This is a genomic window from Streptomyces fungicidicus (assembly GCF_003665435.1).
Classification (GTDB): domain Bacteria; phylum Actinomycetota; class Actinomycetes; order Streptomycetales; family Streptomycetaceae; genus Streptomyces; species Streptomyces fungicidicus.
This window is the reverse complement of the sequence record NZ_CP023407.1, coordinates 4,409,735-4,428,321: the sequence shown is the minus strand read 5'-3', so window position 1 is coordinate 4,428,321 and position 18,587 is coordinate 4,409,735. Positions and strand designations below refer to the sequence as shown.

19 protein-coding genes are annotated in these 18,587 nt (G+C 70.9%); 5 read left to right on the top strand and 14 right to left on the bottom strand.

Annotated elements, in window-relative coordinates; all coding sequences use genetic code 11:
* Nucleotides 1–80 precede the first annotated feature (80 nt).
* The gene (locus CNQ36_RS20300; protein ID WP_121547054.1) at nucleotides 81–1,388 is read left to right on the top strand and encodes a 3-oxoacyl-ACP reductase; all 1,308 of its coding nucleotides are present in this window, start codon (nucleotides 81–83) and stop codon (nucleotides 1,386–1,388) included.
* A 5-nt stretch (nucleotides 1,389–1,393) separates the two neighbouring features.
* Complete coding sequence (locus CNQ36_RS20295; protein WP_121547052.1) at nucleotides 1,394–2,266, top strand: MaoC family dehydratase; 873 nt, start codon at nucleotides 1,394–1,396, stop codon at nucleotides 2,264–2,266.
* Here CNQ36_RS20295 and CNQ36_RS20290 read toward each other — a convergent pair.
* The 4 genes from CNQ36_RS20290 to CNQ36_RS20275 form a co-directional block, all read right to left on the bottom strand.
* Nucleotides 2,236–2,928: a TetR/AcrR family transcriptional regulator gene (locus CNQ36_RS20290; RefSeq protein ID WP_121547051.1), complete on the bottom strand. Its 693-nt coding sequence runs from the start codon at nucleotides 2,926–2,928 to the stop codon at nucleotides 2,236–2,238. The genes CNQ36_RS20295 and CNQ36_RS20290 overlap by 31 nt on opposite strands.
* A 25-nt stretch (nucleotides 2,929–2,953) precedes the next feature.
* A complete protein-coding gene (locus CNQ36_RS20285; protein WP_121547050.1) occupies nucleotides 2,954–4,279 on the bottom strand; it encodes an SPFH domain-containing protein in 1,326 nt (441 codons plus the stop codon).
* Nucleotides 4,276–5,934, bottom strand: coding sequence for an SPFH domain-containing protein (locus tag CNQ36_RS20280; protein ID WP_121547049.1), 1,659 nt, complete (start codon nucleotides 5,932–5,934; stop codon nucleotides 4,276–4,278). The genes CNQ36_RS20285 and CNQ36_RS20280 overlap by 4 nt, the downstream gene beginning before the upstream one ends.
* A gap of 196 nt (nucleotides 5,935–6,130) precedes the next feature.
* Nucleotides 6,131–8,272 (bottom strand): LamG domain-containing protein, encoded by a 2,142-nt coding sequence (locus CNQ36_RS20275; RefSeq protein ID WP_206278479.1) that lies wholly within the window; start codon nucleotides 8,270–8,272, stop codon nucleotides 6,131–6,133.
* Nucleotides 8,273–8,432: 160 nt separating this feature from the next.
* Here CNQ36_RS20275 and CNQ36_RS20270 point away from each other — a divergent pair, with 160 nt between their 5' ends.
* Together CNQ36_RS20270 and CNQ36_RS35330 are read left to right on the top strand one after the other, a co-directional pair.
* Nucleotides 8,433–9,443, top strand: a complete 1,011-nt coding sequence (locus CNQ36_RS20270; protein WP_228313024.1) for a recombinase family protein — start codon at nucleotides 8,433–8,435, stop codon at nucleotides 9,441–9,443.
* Nucleotides 9,413–9,724 (top strand): hypothetical protein, encoded by a 312-nt coding sequence (locus CNQ36_RS35330; RefSeq protein WP_228313023.1) that lies wholly within the window; start codon nucleotides 9,413–9,415, stop codon nucleotides 9,722–9,724. The genes CNQ36_RS20270 and CNQ36_RS35330 overlap by 31 nt, the downstream gene beginning before the upstream one ends.
* 91 nt (nucleotides 9,725–9,815) lie before the next feature.
* Here CNQ36_RS35330 and CNQ36_RS20265 read toward each other — a convergent pair whose 3' ends face one another.
* The 10 genes from CNQ36_RS20265 to CNQ36_RS20225 form a co-directional block, all read right to left on the bottom strand.
* Nucleotides 9,816–11,123: a dicarboxylate/amino acid:cation symporter gene (locus CNQ36_RS20265; RefSeq protein WP_121547048.1), complete on the bottom strand. Its 1,308-nt coding sequence runs from the start codon at nucleotides 11,121–11,123 to the stop codon at nucleotides 9,816–9,818.
* Between the two features lie 81 nt (nucleotides 11,124–11,204).
* Complete coding sequence (locus tag CNQ36_RS35720; protein ID WP_311642580.1) at nucleotides 11,205–11,291, bottom strand: putative leader peptide; 87 nt, start codon at nucleotides 11,289–11,291, stop codon at nucleotides 11,205–11,207.
* A 165-nt stretch (nucleotides 11,292–11,456) separates the two neighbouring features.
* Nucleotides 11,457–11,768, bottom strand: coding sequence for a DUF4229 domain-containing protein (locus tag CNQ36_RS20260; protein WP_004927710.1), 312 nt, complete (start codon nucleotides 11,766–11,768; stop codon nucleotides 11,457–11,459).
* A gap of 117 nt (nucleotides 11,769–11,885) precedes the next feature.
* Nucleotides 11,886–12,410, bottom strand: a complete 525-nt coding sequence (locus tag CNQ36_RS20255; protein WP_121547046.1) for a GNAT family N-acetyltransferase — start codon at nucleotides 12,408–12,410, stop codon at nucleotides 11,886–11,888.
* A gap of 43 nt (nucleotides 12,411–12,453) precedes the next feature.
* Entirely contained in the window at nucleotides 12,454–13,617 is a 1,164-nt protein-coding gene (mqnE, locus tag CNQ36_RS20250) for an aminofutalosine synthase MqnE (RefSeq protein WP_004927714.1), read from the bottom strand.
* Between the two features lie 48 nt (nucleotides 13,618–13,665).
* Complete coding sequence (locus tag CNQ36_RS20245) at nucleotides 13,666–14,124, bottom strand: Lrp/AsnC family transcriptional regulator (protein WP_040906409.1); 459 nt, start codon at nucleotides 14,122–14,124, stop codon at nucleotides 13,666–13,668.
* 66 nt (nucleotides 14,125–14,190) lie between these two features.
* Nucleotides 14,191–14,865, bottom strand: coding sequence for a UbiX family flavin prenyltransferase (locus CNQ36_RS20240; RefSeq protein WP_176117955.1), 675 nt, complete (start codon nucleotides 14,863–14,865; stop codon nucleotides 14,191–14,193).
* Between the two features lie 66 nt (nucleotides 14,866–14,931).
* A complete protein-coding gene (locus CNQ36_RS20235; RefSeq protein WP_121547045.1) occupies nucleotides 14,932–15,663 on the bottom strand; it encodes a dienelactone hydrolase family protein in 732 nt (243 codons plus the stop codon).
* A 157-nt stretch (nucleotides 15,664–15,820) separates the two neighbouring features.
* Nucleotides 15,821–16,726, bottom strand: a complete 906-nt coding sequence (gene mqnP / locus CNQ36_RS20230; RefSeq protein ID WP_121547043.1) for a menaquinone biosynthesis prenyltransferase MqnP — start codon at nucleotides 16,724–16,726, stop codon at nucleotides 15,821–15,823.
* On the bottom strand, nucleotides 16,723–18,180 hold the full coding sequence (locus tag CNQ36_RS20225; RefSeq protein WP_004927725.1) for a menaquinone biosynthesis decarboxylase: 1,458 nt from the start codon (nucleotides 18,178–18,180) through the stop codon (nucleotides 16,723–16,725). Before CNQ36_RS20225 ends, mqnP begins: the two co-directional genes overlap by 4 nt.
* Nucleotides 18,181–18,247: 67 nt before the next feature.
* Between CNQ36_RS20225 and CNQ36_RS20220 the strand changes: the two genes are divergently transcribed.
* A complete protein-coding gene (locus CNQ36_RS20220; RefSeq protein WP_121547042.1) occupies nucleotides 18,248–18,583 on the top strand; it encodes a PLD nuclease N-terminal domain-containing protein in 336 nt (111 codons plus the stop codon).
* Nucleotides 18,584–18,587: the final 4 nt, after the last annotated feature.

Sequence of the window (18,587 nt, the reverse complement as noted above, 5' to 3'; positions counted from 1 at the left end):
AGTAAGCACTGGGGCGGGCACTGGGGCAAGCACCGTGCCCGCGCGCAGCGCGAGCCCTTCACACCCGCTGGGAGTCCCCCATGGCCGACCGCTATCTGAGCTTCACCGGCACCGCGCCCGGCCGCTTCCTGACGCGCCGCCTGGGCCTCCCCCAGCCCGCACCGCTGCACCGCTGGTCACCGCGCCGGCCGGACCTCGACGGCGGCCTCCTCCACCTCACGGCCGGCAAGTCCGGACTCGACCTCACCCCCGTCCTCGCCCGCACCGGGCTCGACACGGACGACGTCACGGGCCGGCCCGCCGCCGTCGTCCTGGACGCGAGCGGCGTCCGGGACGTCGAAGGGCTCACGGAGGTGCACGCCGCGCTGCATCCCGTCGTACGGTCGGTCGCCGCGAGCGGCCGGATCGTGGTGCTCGGCGCCCCGCTCGACCCCGCCGACCACCATCAGGCCGCCGCCCAGCAGGCGTTGGAGGGCTTCACCCGCTCCCTCGGAAAGGAGACCGGCCGGGGCATCACCGTGAACCTGGTCCGTCTCACCGACGCCGCCGCGGCCGAGTCGACCCTCCGCTTCCTGCTCTCCCCCAAGTCGGCCTACGTCAGCGGCCAGGTGATCGGCACCGGCGCGCACGAGTCCGCCGCGCCCCACGACGTGGACCGCCCCCTCGCCGGCCGCACCGCCCTGGTGACCGGCGCGGCACGGGGCATCGGGGAGGCGGTCGCCGAGACCCTGGCCCGGGACGGCGCCAAGGTGGTCGTCCTCGACGTGCCGCAGGCGGAACAGGACGCGCGGCGCGTGGCCGAGCGGCTCGGCGGGACCGCGCTCCCCCTCGACATCACCGCCGCCGACGCGGGCGCCCGGATCGCCGAGGCGCTCCCCGACGGCCTCGACGTGCTCGTGCACAACGCGGGCATCACCCGTGACCGGCGGCTGGTCAACATGCCGGCCGAGCGCTGGAACCCGGTGCTGGAGGTGAACCTGGCGAGCGTGCTGCGCACCACCGACGCGCTGCTCGCCGCCGGAACCCTCAAGCGGGGCGGACGGATCGTCGCCACGGCGTCCATCGCGGGCATCGCAGGGAACGCCGGCCAGACCAACTACGGGGCCAGCAAGGCCGGAATCACCGGACTGGTCCGCACCCTCGCGCCGCACGCGTTCGCCGGGCACGGGGTGACGGTGAACGCCGTGGCGCCCGGGTTCATCGAGACCAGGATGACGGCGGCCGTGCCGCTGTTCATCCGGGAGGCGGGCCGCCGGATGAACTCCCTCGCGCAGGGCGGCCTCCCGGCCGACGTCGCCGAGACCACCGCCTGGCTGGCCCACCCGGCGTCGGGCGCGGTGAACGGCCAGGTCGTACGGGTCTGCGGCCAGAGCCTGCTGGGAGCGTGAACGCCATGACGTCCGCCCCCGCCCCCTCGGCCGAGGTCCGGCTCGCCGCCTCCCCCGCCCTCACGCCGCTCCTCGCGCGCGGCGCCCTGCTGTCCCCCCTCAAGCGCCCGCGTCCCGACGCCGACAGCCCCGGCACCCGGCTGGTGCTGCCCGCTCCGCGCGTCGACACCGCCCGGCTCGCCGCCTACGAGCGGGTGTGCGGCTTCCCGACCGGCGAGGACGCGCTGCCGGTGACGTACCCGCATGTGCTGGGCTTCCCGCTCGCCATGCGGCTGATGAGCGCGCCCGGCTTCCCGCTCCCGCTGCTGGGCCTCGTCCACACGTCGATACGGATCACCCGGCACCGGGCGACCCCTCCCGCCGGCGACTACGAACTGACCGTGTACGTCGACGGGCTGGCCCCGCACCGGCGCGGCACGGAGGCCACCGTGGTCACCGAGCTGCGGGACGGCGGGGACATCGTGTGGGAGTCACGGAGCACCTACCTGGCCCGGCACCGGACGGCGGACGCCGGGCGCCAGGAAGAGGAGAAGAAGAAGAAGGAGCGGGACGCGCCGCTGCCCGCCGTGGAGGAGTGGCGGCCGGCCGGGGACGTCGGACGGCGCTACGCCGCCGCCTCCGGCGACCGCAACCCGATCCACCTGTACCCGCTCACCGCCCGCCTCTTCGGCTTCCCCCGCGCCATCGCCCACGGCATGTGGACCGTGGCCCGCTGCCTCGCCGCACACGGCACCCCGGACGCGACACGTGTCAGGGCCGACTTCCGGGCCCCGGTGCTGCTGCCGGGCACCGTGACCTACGCGGCAGCGGGCGGCCGCTTCGCACTACGCGGCGAGGGCGGCCGGGTTCACGTGGCCGGCGAGGTCGCCCCGGCCTGAGCCCCGGCGGCCCCGCCGTCGTCGTCGGGCGGGCTCCAGCGACGCCCCGCCATCAGGTCGCCCAGCCCCGCCCAGGCGAAGTTCATCAGGGTCGCCGCCGACTGCCGGGCCGTGACGCCGGAGGTGGCGTTGGCCCAGTCCGCGAGCGACTCGGCGGCGCCGACCAGCGCCTCCGCCAGCCCGGCCACCTCCCGCTCGGGCAGATCGGGGTCGCGGTGGGCGTCGCGGGCGGCGGCGAGGATGAGCTGCGTCACGAACGCCACGATCTCCTCGCGCATCGCGGCGGCCTCGGCGGCGAAGACCTCACCGTGGGTGCGGGCCTGGAGATGCAGCACGGCCCAGCCGTCGGGGTACCGGGCGGTGTGCGTGAAGAACGCCGTCAGACCCGACCAGAGCTGCCGGTCGGCCGGCAGCCCCGGCCGCGTCCCGGCGCGCACCGCCTCGGTGAGCGCCTTGGCCTCGCGCCGGATGCACGCGGTGAACAGGTCCTCCTTGGAGTTCAGGTACAGGTACACCAACGGCTTGGACACGCCCGCCAGTTCGGCGATCTCGTCCATCGACGCGGCCATGTACCCCCGCTGCCCGAAGGTCCGTACGGCGGCGTCCAGCATCTGCTGTTCGCGGACCGCACGCGGCATCCGCTTCGTCTTCACGGCACCCATGGGACACAGCGTACGGTCCGTCCCCCTACCGCGGGTCGTGGCCGCCGTCGCCCACCGGCCCCGGCCGGTCACCGAGGGCGGGCCGGTCACCCGCCGCCAGCCGCGGCAGCAACTGCGCCGCGAACAGCGTGGACAGCGCCGACGTGTCGGTGCCCCCGTCGGTGCGCACCACCACCGGCTGCGGGGCCTTCCCCGCCAGCCCGGCGCCGACCTCCAGCCGCCGCCGCGCCAGCTCGTACTGGAGCACCGCCCGGTTGTCGCGGTAGGCCTTGGCCAGGGCACGCTGGGCACGGGCCTCGTTCTCGGCCGCGATCAGCCCGCTGCGGCCCCGCGTCTCGATCTCGAACCGCACCCGCTGCGCCTCGGTCTCCTGCCGCTCGAGGAGCTCGGCGACCTCCTCGCGGGCCCGGTTCAGCGCGGCCTTCACCTCGACGATCCGGGCGTCGCGCACCTTCTTGGCCCGCTCGATGTCCATGCCCAGGCTGTCGATGCGCCGCTTGCGGGTCAGACCCCACTCCTGCTCGTAGGCGGTGCGCTCCTTGGCGATCCGCTCCCGGGTGGCCAGGTGGTGCTGGTACTGCGCCGGCAGCTGCACATCGGGGATGTTGCAGCCGGTGACGCGCACGCCGTAGACGGACAGCTGCCGGTTGAGCAGCTCCTGCATGTCGGCCACGTCCGAGCCGCGCAGGTCGTAGGCGCGCTGGGTGCGCATCCGGCGGGCCCGCTGCCGGATCGCGTCCTGTACGGCGCTGGACAGCACCAGGTCGAAGTTGCCGGCGCCGATGGTCCGGACGAACAGCACCGCGTCGGTGATGCGGAACTTCAGGAAGAACTCGATCGAGCGCAGCGGCACGTTCTCCTGCGTCGGGCAGGCCATGACCGGCGCCGAGTACGGGATCTCGGTGGCCGTGTCGACGACGAAGTCGACCCGCGACCAGGGGTGCCACAGGTAGTGCCGGCCGGCGTCCAGGGTGCGGGTGACGGCGCCGTAGCGGGTCAGCACGCCGTTGGTGCCCTGCTCGATCTCGACGATCGAGGAACGCCACCACCACAGCGCGCCGATCAGCAGCAGCACCACCCCGGCGACGTAGGAGAGGGTGGCCAGCGCGCCGTACGCGACGTCGGCCGCGCCGTCGGAGCCGGCCTCCCGCAGCGACAGCATCACGCCCGTCAGCAGGGCGTAGGCGCCGCACCAGAGCGGCAGCATCCACCACAGCCGGCGGCGGTGGCGCGGGATGATCACCGGGATGAGGGTGTCGGCCTCCCCGCCGCGCAGCAGACGGGCGATGTCGCTCCAGGGGGCGACGGCCTCGGAGATCACCGAACGGCGGTGCATACGGGCGGAACTCATGACTGCGCCTCCTCGGCGGGCTCGTGCACTTCACCGGCCGCGGCGGGCTCGGGCATCCGCGGCACCGTCGGCCGGTCGGCCGCCAGCAGCGCGCCGATCTCCTCCTCGCGGGCCGCGATCCGCTCGGACACCTCCGCCAGCCGGCCCCGCACGGCCTCCATGTCCGCGTCGGTGAACAGCTCGGCGCCCCGCTCGCCGACCAGCTCCCGCGCCAGCTCCAGGAAGTCGATCCCGGCCGCTCCGGTGCCGTCCGCGCCGCCGATGCGCACCAGCCGGGGCAGATGGTCGGCGACCTGCTCCAGGGTGTCGAGCACCTGCTGCTGGTAGCGGTACTCGAGGATCTCCGGCGCCTGTGCCGCGGTTACCGCGCGGATGTCGAGGGCCTGCGCCTCCAGCAGCGCCGCGTTGGCATTGGCCTCCGACTCGGCCTGCACATAGCGCTGGCGGGCCAGCGCCTCGGCACGGTTGGTCTCGCGCTCCACGGCGGTGTCCATCTGCGCCTGGTACTGGGCGATGTCGGCCTGGATCGCGGAGAGCGTCTCCTGGCTCGAGGCCAGCTCCCGGCTCAGGTCGCCCTCGTCCTGCTCCTTGCGCAGCTGCAGCGCGTACTCGTGGGTGTACGCCTCCTTGGCCATGCGCACCATCTCGGGGGCGGCCAGGTCCATCCGGTACCGCCGGTCCGAGGGCTCGGCGTGGGTGATGTTGGCGTTGGTCAGCTCCACCGCGGGACGGAACTGCTGGTTGAGCTGCTCCAGCAGACGGCCGCTGTCCTCACCGACCATGTCGTAGATGCCGGCCGCCTCCTGCTCGTAGATCAGGCTGCGGATGGTCTCGCTGACGGCGTTGCCGAGCTTCTCCTCGAAGCCGCGCACGGCGCCGAGGGTGTAGACGAACTCCACCGGGTCGCTGATCCGGAACTGGATGAACAGGTCGATGGACGCCTTCACGCCGCCCTTGGTCGGGGCCTCGCGCACCGGCGCGTTGAACGGGTACTCGCGGGTCGTGTTGACGATGTACGACACCCGCTTCCACGGGCTGAGCAGGGTGACCCGGCCGGGTCCTACGACCTTCTCCAGCTTGCCGAACCGGGTGATCATCGCCTGGCACCCGTCCGGCACCATCACCAGGCCCTGCCGCCACCACACGAACGCGACGGCGAGCAGCGCGACGGCCCAGTAGTGCAGTCCGAACAGGGGGTTGGTGAGCCCGCTGCCGCCGGTCGCCGACACCACCGAGGAACCCACGACGCCGATCACCAGCAGCGACAGCACCGGCAGCATGGACAGCAGCGAGCGGCCCCGGGGCATCACCATCGGGCAGATGGCGTGCACCACTTCCCCGCCCTCGCGCAGCTGCTCGCTGCGGCCGAGCGCCTCGCCCGCCTCGTCCAGCGGCACCGTCAGCTGCCGCATGACCGTGTCGACGGAGCCCCCGTCCTGCTCCCGGGCCGCCGGGAAGTCGGCGGGGTCCATCCCCTCGCCCTCGGCCTCCTGGCGCCCGCCGCGCTCGTCCCGCTCGTTCCGGGTGCGCTGCGCCGCCGTGCCGCCGCCCCCGGTCCGGCGGCGCAGTTCGTCCTGGGCCGCCGCGCGAGGATCGGTGCCGAACGCGACCGCCTGGGCGACGTTGCGCAGACTCTGCGCCCGCGTACGTGCCATGGGGTTCCCCCTTCGCCGTGTGGTGCTGACCCCTGCGGGATCACTCACTGTGGTCCACGTGGGGCGTGTGGGACGCCTGATGCACGTGGTCCAGTGATTCCACACCCGGGGGAGAAACGGCGTAAGGGGCGCCCCCAGCAACGGTCACCTGCCGGTGATTGCCGGGAAACGCCCCTCGGCCGGAGGCCGGACGGTGTCAGCACAGGCAGGGATCGGTCTCCCAGCCCAGGCCGAGGACGTCGTCGTCCCGCAGGGCGCCCGCGTACGCCTGGACCTCGTCCACCTCGCCCTTCAGGTACTCGCCCCAGCCGTCGGCCGTGCGGGCACGGCCCACCTGGAGCGGGCCGGTGCTCGTCCAGCCGTCCCGCACGTGGGCGGTGGCGTCCGCGTTGGTGTAGCCGTCGGCGAACAGCTTGACCGTGTCGGTCGCGTCGTCGTAGACGACGGCCAGCCGCGTGCCGTGCCCGCTGCTGCCGTCCGGCCTCGTGACCTGCGAGACGACCTTCTCCGGCGCGCCCGCCTCGTCCCGCTCCGGCATGACCAGCTGCCAGGCGAACTCCGCCGGGTCGTAGCGCAGCTTGAAGGCGTCGGTGTGCTCGCCGGCCTGGGAGAGGACCGTCATCGGCCGGGTGGCTTCGTCCTCCTCGATCCGTGCGACGACCCCGAGGGTGAAGCTGTCACCGGTGTCCACGGCGGGGGTGTCGAGGACCGCGTGGCCGCCCGCGCCGTCCAGTGCCAGGTGCCCGTCGCCGACCAACGGGTACGGCTGCCACGGGCAGTCGGGGTCGAGCTCGGGGATGCAGGAGTCGTCCGGACCGCGGTAGATCGACGCGCCCGCCGCGAGCCGCAGTGGCGAACCGCCCTCGTTCTCGGGCGTGGTGCCGTCGTCGGTCGTGCTGAACGACCAGTGGCCGAGCAGGTTCGGCTTGCGGTGGGCCAGCTCGGTCACCTCCTGCGGGACGACGAGGCGGTCGTACGCCCGGACGTCGCCGATGTCGCCGTGCCAGCGCTGGCGGTAGCCGTGCGTGCCGTGGATCCGGCCGATCTGGAACGCGCCGTCCGCCCTGACCGGAGCGGCCTCGGCCTTGGTGCCGACCTCATGGCCGTTGACGAAGAGCTGGGCGTACCCGGTCTCGGTGTCGTACACGCCGAGCAGGTAGGCCCATTCGCCGGCCTCGGGAGCGCCGCCGGTGACCTTCGCGTCGCCGAGGGCGAAGGACCAGGAGGCGGCCGCGTCCCCCGGGGCCTCCAGTGCCAGGGCGTAGGCGGTGCCGGACGCGGTGTCCTGGCTCAGCACGGTCATGGGGCGGTCGTCCTCCGCGGGCCGCACCCAGGCGCCGACGGCGAAGGTCCTGCCGCTGTCGACGGCCGGGGCGTCCGTGGTGAGGAAGCCGTGGCGGCTGCCGTCGAGGGTGGCCGTGGAGGTGAGCGGGGCACCCGAGGGCGCGGGGCCGCCGAAGGTCACACCGCTTCCGGCCCGGGCCGCCTCGCCCCCCTCGGCTGCCGCCGTGGCGGAGCCGGCCTCGTCGTCGAGCTTCCAGCGGGAGACGGGCGCGCTCGCCGCCTTCGGGTAGAACGTGTAGTCGGTGCGCCCGCTCATCCGGCCGGAACGGTCGCGGGCCTGGACGCTGAGACGCTGCGGGGCGTTGCTCAGCGGTACGAAGCGGATGGTGGCGGGGCCGCCGAGCTCGGCGGGGCGTACGGTGCGCTGCGTACCGCCGAGAAAGGTGTACCGGTACTCGACGACGTCCGCCGAGGGGGAGTCCATGGTGAAGCTGCCGTAGACGCCGACCCCGCCGGTCCACCACGTCTCCTCCGGGTACTCCGGTGAGCTCACGACGGGAGCGGCCGGGCTCTCGTCGTCGTGGACGAACCGGCACGCGGCGCCGGGCGCCTCGGAGCTCCAGGCGGAGTTCACCACTCCGTCGTTGGCCCGGACGTGCCAGGAGATCGCCGTGTCGGCCGGGATGTCGGACGGCACGGTGATGCGGTGGACCCGGTCCACGTAGGTCGGCTGGGTGGTGAAGGAGCGGCGCTGTTCGGTGCCGTCCGGGTCCGACCACCAGATCTCGAACTCGGCGGTGACCCGCTCCGGGTATCCGGCGCGGTCGTCCTCGGCCGGATCGGTCAACCTGGCGGTGAGTACCGGAGGACTCCCGACATAGGCCGGCTCGTCACCCGACGCGCAGTCCTCGAACTCGGTCTGCAGGTCCTGGACGGCAGGCGGCAGATTCGCCTGCTCCGCCGCGTACGCGGTGCCGGGCGCGACCGCCCCCGCCACCACCGCCGCCAGGCAACTGCCCAGCAGCAGAGCTCTCTTGCCCCATCTCCCCGACATGAACGAATGCCCCTCCCCGGATCGTGCCCGCTGATCGAACAGCCGAGCGGCAGGAGGCTAGCAGCGGCGACCGGCATCGGCGATCACGTTTTCTGACGGATCGCCGATGCCACGTTGTTGTTCACCGCGCAGGCACCCAATCAATGACCAGGGGTGGGACATGGCCAAACCGGAGCGCGTCGAGATCTATGTACGTGTCAGCAAGGACCGCAAGGGCCAGGAACTCGGCATCCAACGCCAGGAGAAGGCATGTCGGGAGTTGTGCGAGCGCATGGGGTGGAAGATCCTCAAGGTCTATCCGGAGAACGACATGTCGGCGTCGACCACGAGTAAGCGCCGCCGCGCTCAGTACACGGAGATGCTCCGAGACGCCCGCGACGGCTTGCTTGATGGCATCGTCGTCTACTCCATCGACCGCCTGACGCGCCGCATCAGCGAACTGACCAGCTTCCTCGAAGAGCAGCAGCAACACGGTTTCGGGTTCGCGACAACAGAGGGTGAGGACACCTCGACGGCCAACGGCCGCATGATCCTGACCATCAAGGGTGCGGTGGCTCAGCAGGAGACAGAGCGCATGTCCGAGCGCGTCAACAACTCCCTTCTACAGCGCAGAGAGCAGGGCAAGCCTCACGCCGGCGGGAAGCGACAGTTCGGCTTCAGAGAGGGCTCGCACTTCAGGAAATTGGACGAAAATGAAGTCGGGCTCATCCGCGCGGGCTACCTCATGCTGATGGACCGCAACGCGATGACACCCGGTGATGTGGCCCGGTACTGGAACTCCGAGGGCTCTACGACGCCGCAGGGTGGGGCTTGGACGCTTCAGGCTGTGAAGCGCGTGTTCCGATCGGAACGGACCGGGGGAATCGTCACGTACAAGGGCCAGGACATCGGGGACAGCATCTATGGTGCTCCTCTGACCCGGGAGCAGTGGGAGAACGTACAGAACCTGCTCGATGGACGGGCCACCCCGGCGGCGCAAGGGTCGGGCAAGCGTAAGCACCTCTACTCCGGATTCCTGCGATGCGGTCATTGCGGTGCCGTAATGCGCGTTCAGTGGGCGACCGTCCAGGGACGAACCTTCCGAAGGACTTTCTGGAGACCCGAATTCAAACAATCCGAGGCCGCTGGAAGGAAGGACAGTTGGAGGACGAAGACTACTTCGACTCCTTGACCCACCTTCGCGCAGAGCTCGAGACCCTACGTTCGCGCGAAGCGACAACGGCCGTCCGCAGGTCCCGCGCCGAGACCGATGTCCTTGCAGTCTGGAAGGACGACCGGACTGAGAACCTTGAACGCCGCCGGGCCATTCTTGCGACCGTGATCGACCGCGTTGACGTGTTCAGCATCGGCCGCGGTAGGCGCAGGCCGCCCGAGATCACGTCGATCAAAATCACGCCGGTCGGTACGGAAGACGAGGACTCGCCGCACGTGGTGGGCTCGTTCGGTGCATAGCGCTGCGCAGGTGGTGCGGTAGGTACAGGATTTGGTGACGCCCCGTACGGCGCATTGGCACGGGGCGTCACCTGACCTGTCAGGTCAACGATCAAGCGGCGGCAGCCACCACCCGCGGTTCGTCCGCGTCGATGGGCGCCGACGCCACGCTGTTGTACTTCTCGCGGTCGAGGATCTTCTCCCGCGACGCCACAATCACCGGGCATACGACCTGGCCGGCGACGTTGGTCGCGGTGCGGATCATGTCGAGGATGGGGTCGATGGCGAGGAGCAGGCCCACGCCCTCCATGGGCAGGCCCAGGGTGGAGAGGGTGAGGGTGAGCATCACCGTCGCGCCGGTGAGGCCGGCCGTGGCGGCGGAGCCGACCACCGAGACGAACGCGATCAGCAGGTAGTCGCCGACGCCGAGCGGGATGTCGAAGATCTGCGCGACGAAGATCGCGGCGATGGCCGGGTAGATCGCGGCGCAGCCGTCCATCTTGGTCGTCGCGCCGAACGGGACGGCGAAGGAGGCGTACTCCTTCGGCACGCCGAGGCGCTCGGTGACCTTCTGGGTGAGCGGCATGGTGCCGACGCTGGAGCGGGAGACGAAGGCCAGCTGGATCGCGGGCCAGGCGCCCTTGAAGAACTGCACCGGGCCGACCTTGCCGACGGTCGCCAGCAGCGCCGGGTAGACGCCGAAGAGGACGATGAGGCAGCCGACGTAGATGTCGGCGGTGAAGGTGGCGTACTTGCCGATCAGGTCCCAGCCGTAGGTGGCGATGGCGTTGCCGATGAGGCCGACGGTGCCGAGGGGCGCGAGGCGGATGACCCACCACAGGGCCTTCTGGAGGAGTTCGAGGACGGACTCGCTCAGGGTGAGGATCGGCTGCGCCTTCTCGCCGAGCTGGAGGGCGGCGATACCGGCGACGGCGGCCATGAAGACGATCTGCAGCACGTTCAGCTCGGTGAACGGCGTGATCACGTCGGTGGGCACGATGCCGGTGAGGAAGTCGATCCAGGAGCCGGTCTTCTCCGGCGCGGCGCCGTCCGCCGGGGTGAGGCCGGTACCGGCGCCCGGGTTGGTGACCAGGCCGATGACCAGGCCGATCGCCACCGCGATCAGCGAGGTGACCATGAACCAGAGGAGGGTCCGCGAGGCCAGGCGGGCCGCGTTGTTGACCTTCCGCAGATTGGTGATGGAGACCAGGATCGCGAAGAAGACGAGCGGGGCGACGGCCAGCTTCAGCAGGCCGATGAAGGTGCCGCCGACCTTCTCCAGGGTGGTGACCAGCCAGGAGACGTCCTGGCTGCGGGCGAGCCAGCCGAGCAGGACGCCCAGGACGAGGCCGGTGAGTATCTGGGCCCAGAAGGGCGCGCGAATGGGCAGCTTGAACTGCGTGTTCGTGGACACGGACATGCTCCGGTGAGGGGGACGCGTGAGGAATGTGACGTGGGAGTCGGGGGCGCGGCGGGAGCGTCGGTGAGGACGCTCAGGACGTCAGGGACGACAGTTCGCGGCGGTGACCCGGCAGAGGTCCACGTGCAGGCGCGCCACGAGCGGAACACTCCGGGGCGTGGGGAACACGGCTGCTGACTTCACCCGGAGACCGTAACACCTGAACTTTGAGTTGCTCAAAGCCTTGCTTTGACAGGCGGGAGGGCAAATGCGTCCATACAACGCAAAGCGCCCCGGTTTCCGGTAAGTTCGGAGACCGGGGCGCCGACGTACGGTGCGTCGCTGTGACGGAGGTTACGAGGTCTGGCCCTGCGTCTGCCCCTGGGCGCGGGCGGTGTCGTCGGCCGCGTCCTCCTGGTTGCGGTTGGCGTCGAGGTTGGCCTTCGCGCGCTCCACCCGCCGCACGATGCCCTCGGAGGCCCGGTCCCGCTCCTTGCGGAGTACGACGAGGCTGATGGGGGCCGAGATCAGCAGGGCGAGCAGGACGACCCACAGGCCGTTGGAGTCGCCGAGGCCGCTCGGGGCGAGGCCGGAGTAGACGAGGCCCCAGACGACCACGAGGCAGGCCACGAAGATCCCGAGGCGCATCAGCGTGTAGCGGAGCATCTCTTCCACTCTTCCTACGTACGGCGGGAACGTCCCCACCAGAACGTCCCAAAGGGACAAAGGGACGACGTCCAGTGAAGCACGTCCGGCCGTGGATCTTTCAGCGGGGTGCGGGCCTCATCCCAGGGGCAGCAGCAGGACGACGTCGTCCCGGTCGTCGCCGGGGGCGACCCGGATCGCGCCCGGGACCCGGCCGACCTCCTTGTAGCCGCAGGAGGCGTAGAAGCGCTCGAGTCCGAGGCCGCCGCGGCAGGTGAGCCGGATCGCCTCGATGCCGTCGACGGTGCGGGCGGCGTCCGCGGCGGCGGCCAGCAGGTCGCGGCCGTAGCCCCTGCCCTGGTGGCGGGGGTGGACCATCACCGTGTAGAGCCAGAGCCAGTGGGTCATCAGGTGGTGGGTGTTGAGGGTGAGGAACGCCGTCGCGGCCACCCGCCCCTCCTCGTCGTGCCCGACGAGGAGGCGGGAGCGCTCCTCCGCCATCGCGACGAACTGCCGCACCAGCCCCGGGCGGATGTCCTCGGGTGTGACGGGCGGCACGAAGCCGACCGCCCCGCCGGCGTTGGTGACATCGGTCCACAGCTCGAGGATGCCGTCGCGGAGTTCGGGGGTGACGACGGGGTCGAAGGTGAAAGTAAGGGGCATGATCCGATAGTAGCCATTACCCCTTGCTGTCAGCCTCCGCTTTTCACACCCGCATCGGCTGCGGCGCGTCCCGGCGCGCCGGGTCGGGTCCGTCGTACTCCCGGAGGACCTCGTAGCGGGTGTTCCGCTCGACCGGCCGGAACCCTGCGTCGCGGATGAGGTCCAGCAGGTCCTCGCGGGTCAGCTTGTTCGGCGTGCCGAAGTCGTCCGCGTCATGCGTGATCTTGTACTCGACGACCGACCCGTCCATGTCGTCCGCCCCGTGCTGCAGCGCGAGTTGCGCGGTCTGCACACCGTGCATCACCCAGAACACCTTGACGTGCGGCACGTTGTCGAACAGCAGCCGCGACACCGCGAACGTCTTCAGCGCCTCCGCCCCGGTCGCCATCCGCGTCCGGGCCTGGAGCCGGTTGCGCACCTTGCCGTCCTTCATGTCCACGAAGTCGTGCTGGTAGCGCAGCGGGATGAAGACCTGGAAGCCGCCGGTCTCGTCCTGGAGTTCGCGCAGCCGCAGCACGTGGTCCACCCGGTGGCGGGGCTCCTCGATGTGGCCGTACAGCATGGTGCACGGGGTCTTCAGCCCCTTCTCGTGCGCCAGCCGGTGGATCCGCGACCAGTCCTCCCAGTGGGTCCGGTGGTCGACGATGTGCTGCCGCACCTCCCAGTCGAAGATCTCCGCGCCGCCGCCGGTGAGGGACTCGAGGCCCGCGTCGATCAGCTCGTCGAGGATCTCCGAGGCGGACAGCCCGGAGATCGTCTCGAAGTGGTGGATCTCGGTGGCGGTGAACGCCTTCAGCGAGACGTCGGGCAGCGCGGCCTTCAACTCCCGCAGCGAGCGCGGGTAGTAACGCCACGGCAGGTTGGGGTGCAGCCCGTTGACGATGTGCAGCTCGGTCAGGTTCTCCGGCTGCATCGCCTTGGCGAGCTTCACCGCCTCCTCGATGCGCATCGTGTACGCGTCCTTCTCCCCCGGCTTGCGCTGGAAGGAGCAGTACGCGCAGGAGGCGGTGCACACGTTGGTCATGTTGAGGTGGCGGTTGACGTTGAAGTGCACGACGTCGCCGTTGAGCCGCGTCCGCACCTCGTGCGCCAGCCCGCCCAGCCACGCCAGGTCGTCCGACTCGTACAGCGCGATGCCGTCCTCACGGGTCAGGCGCACACCGGTCCTGACCTTTTCCTCCAGCTCGCGCTTGAGCCCGACGTCCATGCCGATCCCTCTTTCCTTCAGGCAGACTCCGTCAACCGTACGCCCCGGTCAGCCGACCTCCTCGGGCAGCTCACCGACGCGGTTCTCCCACTTGGTGGAGAGCACGATGGTGGTACGGGTGCGGGAGACGCCCTTGGTGCCGGACAGCCGGCGGATGATCTTCTCCAGGCCGTCCACGTCGGTCGCCCGCACCTTGAGCATGAAGGAGTCGTCACCGGCGATGAACCAGCAGTCCTCGATCTCGCTCAGGTCCTTCAGCCGCTGCGCCACGTCCTCGTGGTCGGCGGCGTCGGAGAGCGAGATGCCGATCAGGGCGATGACGCCGAGCCCCAGCGAGGCGGCGTCCACGGTGGCGCGGTAGCCGGTGATGACACCGGCCGCCTCCAGCCGGTTGATGCGGTCGGTGACGCTGGGGCCCGACAGGCCGACGAGGCGTCCCAGCTCCGCGTAGGAGGCCCGGCCGTTCTCCCTCAGGGCCTGGATGAGCTGCCTGTCCACCGCGTCCATGCGATCGAAGCCTTCCACTGAAGAGGTCTGGGAGTTCTGCGAGTACGGGGGTGTTGCGGGAGGTGCTCAGTCGGTGCGGGATCCGCCGCCGAGTTCGCCCTCCCAGCGGCGGTAGAGCCGGTGGCCGACGCCCGCCGCGTCGAGTACGCGTCCGGCGACGAAGTCCACCAGGTCCTGGATGTGCGTCGCGCCCGCGTAGAAGGCCGGCGAGGCGGGCACCACGGCGGCGCCCGCGTCGTCCAGCGTGACGAGGTGCCGCAGGGTCTGGCCGTTCAGCGGGGTCTCCCGTACGGCCACGACCAGCGTGCGTCCCTCCTTCAGGGTGACGCTCGCCGTCCGCTGCAGCAGGTCCTTGGAGAGTCCGAGCGCCACCCCGGCCACACAGGCCGTGGAGGCGGGCACGATCAGCATGCCCTTGGCCGGGTACGACCCCGAGGACGGCCCGGCCGCGAGGTCGCCGGCGGCCCAGTGCCGTACTCCGTCGAGGTCGACGGTGAAGGTGTCCGGCTTGCCGTCCGCCCCCCGGGACAGCCATTCCCGCAGGTCGTCGCGCCAGTGGGCGTCCCGGTAGGCGATGCCGGTCTCGTCCAGCAGGGTGAGCCGGGAGGCACGGCTGACGACGAGGTCGACACTCTCCCCCGCCGCCAGCAGCGCACGCAGCACTGCGGCTGCGTAGGGCGTCCCGGACGCCCCCGACACCCCCACGATCCAAGGCTTGCGCCCCGATTCTCCTGCGTTCACATTTCGAGCCTACCGGGGGCGGCCGGAGGACGAGGTATCAGGAGTACGGGACGCCGTGGCCGGTGGTCAGTTCAGGTGCCGGGAGAAGAACCGCAGCGCGCTGTCCCGTTCGAACGCGGGGAGTTCCCCGTGCGGTCCGGGGTTGGCGTGCAGGGTCTTCTCGGCCGAGCCGAAGGCGTCGTACAGGGCGAGGCTCTCCTCCCGCGGCACCCGTTCGTCGTCCCACTGGACCAGGAACTCCACCGGGACGGTGATCCGCGCGGCGTCCGCCGCCGAGGCGAGGGCGCCGCCCAGGCCGAGCACCGCGGCGCGCACCCGGGGTTCGGCGGCGACGAACGGGACGCCGAGTCCGCAGCCCAGCGACACCCCCCAGTAGCCGACCGGTCCGGCGCCCACGTCGCCGTTCCGCTGGACCGCGTCCAGGGCGGCCCGCCACTCCGGGACGGTCCGGCCGGCCACCAGCGCCTGGAAACCGGCGATGAGCGGGGCGAGTTCCGCGCCGGCCGCGACTCGGGCCTGGTTCTCGGTCGCGATCCGGTCGAGTTCCACGTCCTTGGGCCGGTCGCCGTGGCCCGGCACGTCGACCGCGACCACCGCGAAGCCGCCGCCGGTGACGAAGTGCGCCGCCCGGCTCAGGATGTCGGGGTCCTTCTTGTGCCGGCCGCCGCCGTGCCCCATCACGATCAGGGGGCGGGTGCCGACGGCGCCTTCGGGCGTCCACAGCACGCCGGGGATCTCGCCGAGGGTGAAGAGCTGTTCACGGACACCGTCGAACGATGTCCCGGAGGTGAAGCGCATAGCGTTTCGGGCCTTTCGGGGTGCCTTGTTCGGGCACTCCTCAGGCCATGCGGGAGAAGGAGGCCCGATCTGTCACAGCGTTGATGGGTCTCACCTCCTCGGTCGGCAGCGGCGCACGGCGGGTGTGAAGGTAGCACGAACCGCGGCCGCCGATGATCTACACCGTCAGGCCCCGCACCAGCAGGTCCAGCAGCGCGCACACGAACAGCGCGATGCCGATGAACCCGTTGACGCTGAAGAACGCCCGGTTGAGACGGGTCAGGTCGTGCGGGCGGACGATGGTGTGCTCGTAGACGAAGGCGGCGGCCACGATCAGCAGGCCGAGCCAGAGGAACGCGCCGGCGCCGGTGAGCACCGCGTACCAGACGAACAGGGCCGTCGTGACGGCGTGGCAGGCGCGGGCGCCCCAGATGGCCGCGGGGATGCCGAAGCGGGCCGGCACCGACTTCACGCCGATCTCACGGTCGGTGTCGACGTCCTGGCAGGCGTAGATCAGGTCGAAGCCGCCGATCCAGACGCCGACCGCGAGTCCGAGGACCACCGCGTCCCAGGACCAGGACCCGGTGACGGCCAGCCAGCCGCCGACCGGGCCCATGGCCTGCGCGAGACCGAGGATGGCCTGCGGGAAGTTGGTGAACCGCTTGCCGTACGGATACACCACCATCGGGATCACGGCGACGGGCGCGAGGGCCAGGCAGAGCGGGTTGAGCAGGGCCGCCGCGCCGAGGAAGACGACGAGGGCGACGAGCGCGCCGGTCCAGGCGTGTTTCACCGACATCGCGCCGGTGACCAGTTCGCGGTGGGCGGTGCGCGGGTTTCGGGCGTCGATCTCGCGGTCGATGATCCGGTTGGCGGCCATCGCGAAGGTGCGCAGGCCGACCATGGCGAGGGTGACCAGGAGCAGCCGGCCCCAGTGGATGTTCCCGTCCAGTTCGTACATCGCGGTGAGGGCCGCGATGTACGCGAAGGGGAGGGCGAAGACCGAGTGCTCGATCATCACCAGGCGGAGGAAGGCCTTGGTGCGTCCCGGCTGCTGCGGAAGCGCGGCGGAGGCCGAGGTCACAGTCCGTACTCCTTCCAGCGGCGGTCGACCAGCGCGGCGGTGTCCGGGTCGGACTCGACCATGTCGGGCCAGCCGCCGTCGCGCGTGTACCCCTCCTCGGGCCACTTCTTCGTCGCGTCGATGCCCGCCTTGCCGCCCCAGAACTGCTGGTACGAGGAGTGGTCGAGATGGTCGACGGGACCCTCGACGACGGTGAGGTCGCGGGCGTAGTCGGTGTTGCCGAGGGCCCGCCAGGAGACCTCGTGCAGATCGTGGACGTCGCAGTCGGAGTCGACGACCACGATCAGCTTGGTCAACGACATCATGTGGGCGCCCCAGATGGCGTGCATCACCTTCTGGGCGTGTTTGGGGTACTTCTTGTCGATCGAGACGATCGCGCAGTTGTGGAAGCCGCCGGACTCGGGGAGGTGGTAGTCCACGATGTCCGGGACGATGATCTTGAGCAGGGGGAGGAAGAAGCGCTCCGTCGCCCGGCCCAGCGGCCCGTCCTCGGTCGGCGGGCGGCCGACGACGATCGACTGGAGCAGCGGGCGCTTGCGCATCGTCACGCAGTCGATCTTCAGGGCGGGGAACGGCTCCTGCGGGGTGTAGAAGCCGGTGTGGTCGCCGAACGGCCCCTCGGGGAGCATCTCGCCGGGCTCCAGCCAGCCCTCGACGACGACCTCGGCCTGCGCCGGGACCTGGAGCGGCACGGTCTTGCAGTCGACCATCTCGATCCGCTTGCCCTGCAGGAACCCGGCGAACAGGTACTCGTCGATGTCGCCGGGAAGCGGCGCGGTGGAGGCGTACGTCACGGCGGGCGGGCAGCCGAAGGCGATGGCGACGGGCAGCCGTTCGCCGCGCCGGGCGGCCACCTGGTAGTGGTTGCGGCTGTCCTTGTGGATCTGCCAGTGCATGCCGATGGTGCGCTTGTCGTGGCGCTGCAGCCGGTACAGGCCGAGGTTGCGGATGCCGGACTCGGGGTCCTTGGTGTGGGTGAGGCCCAGGTTGAAGAAGGAGCCGCCGTCCTTGGGCCAGGTGAACAGCGCGGGGAGCCGGTCGAGGTCCACGTCGTCGCCGGTGAGGACGACCTCGTGCACGGGCGCGTCCTGGGACTTCACCTTCTTCGGCGGCACATGGGTCATCGCGCCGAGCTTGCCGAAGGCCTCGCGCACCCCGATGAAGCCCTGCGGCAGCTCGGGCTTCAGCAGCCCGCCGATCTTGTCGCTGATGTCCGTGTACGCCTTGAGGCCGAGCGCCTTCAGCAGACGGCGGTCGGTGCCGTACACGTTCATCGCGAGGGGCATGCCGGAGCCGCGCACGTTCTCGAAGAGCAGCGCGGGACCGCCGGCCTTGTTCACCCGGTCGACGATCTCACCGACCTCCAGATACGGGTCGACCTCGGCCTTGATGCGCTTGAGGTCGCCCTCGCGCTCCAGCGCCCTGAGCAGGGAGCGAAGATCGTCGTAAGCCATGGGGTCAAGTATCCCCGAGCGGTTACCCTGGCCCTGTACCGCCCACCGCTTTCGCTGGAGAGGCCCCATGCTTCGGGTGCTGATGTTCCTCGTGCCGCTGGCCCTGAGCATCTACGCGTTCATCGACTGCATCAGCACGAAGGACGAGGACATCCGCCACATGCCCAAGCCGCTGTGGGCGATCCTCGTGCTGCTGTTCCCGCTGGTCGGCTCGATCTCGTGGCTGATCGCCGGCAAGAAGCGGCACCCCGCGGGCGGCGCCGCCGGTTCCCCCTGGGGCCGGGGCGGCGGCCGGCAGCAGTGGGTGGCCCCGGACGACAACCCCGAGTTCCTGAAGTCGCTGGACGACGACAAGGACAAGGACGACAGGCCGGGGGACGGCGAGCGCGGCGGAGCCGGCTGACCCG

Bases quoted from the DNA above. Each gene is read 5' to 3' on its own strand.
- CNQ36_RS20300 (WP_121547054.1), top strand. From the start codon at position 81: ATGGCCGACCGCTATCTGAGCTTCACCGGCACCGCGCCCGGCCGCTTC.
- CNQ36_RS20295 (WP_121547052.1), top strand. From the start codon at position 1,394: ATGACGTCCGCCCCCGCCCCCTCGGCCGAGGTCCGGCTCGCCGCCTCC.
- CNQ36_RS20290 (WP_121547051.1), bottom strand. From the start codon at position 2,928: ATGGGTGCCGTGAAGACGAAGCGGATGCCGCGTGCGGTCCGCGAACAG.
- CNQ36_RS20285 (WP_121547050.1), bottom strand. From the start codon at position 4,279: ATGAGTTCCGCCCGTATGCACCGCCGTTCGGTGATCTCCGAGGCCGTC.
- CNQ36_RS20280 (WP_121547049.1), bottom strand. From the start codon at position 5,934: ATGGCACGTACGCGGGCGCAGAGTCTGCGCAACGTCGCCCAGGCGGTC.
- CNQ36_RS20275 (WP_206278479.1), bottom strand. From the start codon at position 8,272: ATGTCGGGGAGATGGGGCAAGAGAGCTCTGCTGCTGGGCAGTTGCCTG.
- CNQ36_RS20270 (WP_228313024.1), top strand. From the start codon at position 8,433: ATGGCCAAACCGGAGCGCGTCGAGATCTATGTACGTGTCAGCAAGGAC.
- CNQ36_RS20265 (WP_121547048.1), bottom strand. From the start codon at position 11,123: ATGTCCGTGTCCACGAACACGCAGTTCAAGCTGCCCATTCGCGCGCCC.
- CNQ36_RS20260 (WP_004927710.1), bottom strand. From the start codon at position 11,768: ATGCTCCGCTACACGCTGATGCGCCTCGGGATCTTCGTGGCCTGCCTC.
- CNQ36_RS20255 (WP_121547046.1), bottom strand. From the start codon at position 12,410: ATGCCCCTTACTTTCACCTTCGACCCCGTCGTCACCCCCGAACTCCGC.
- mqnE (WP_004927714.1), bottom strand. From the start codon at position 13,617: ATGGACGTCGGGCTCAAGCGCGAGCTGGAGGAAAAGGTCAGGACCGGT.
- CNQ36_RS20245 (WP_040906409.1), bottom strand. From the start codon at position 14,124: ATGGACGCGGTGGACAGGCAGCTCATCCAGGCCCTGAGGGAGAACGGC.
- CNQ36_RS20235 (WP_121547045.1), bottom strand. From the start codon at position 15,663: ATGCGCTTCACCTCCGGGACATCGTTCGACGGTGTCCGTGAACAGCTC.
- CNQ36_RS20225 (WP_004927725.1), bottom strand. From the start codon at position 18,180: ATGGCTTACGACGATCTTCGCTCCCTGCTCAGGGCGCTGGAGCGCGAG.
- CNQ36_RS20220 (WP_121547042.1), top strand. From the start codon at position 18,248: ATGCTTCGGGTGCTGATGTTCCTCGTGCCGCTGGCCCTGAGCATCTAC.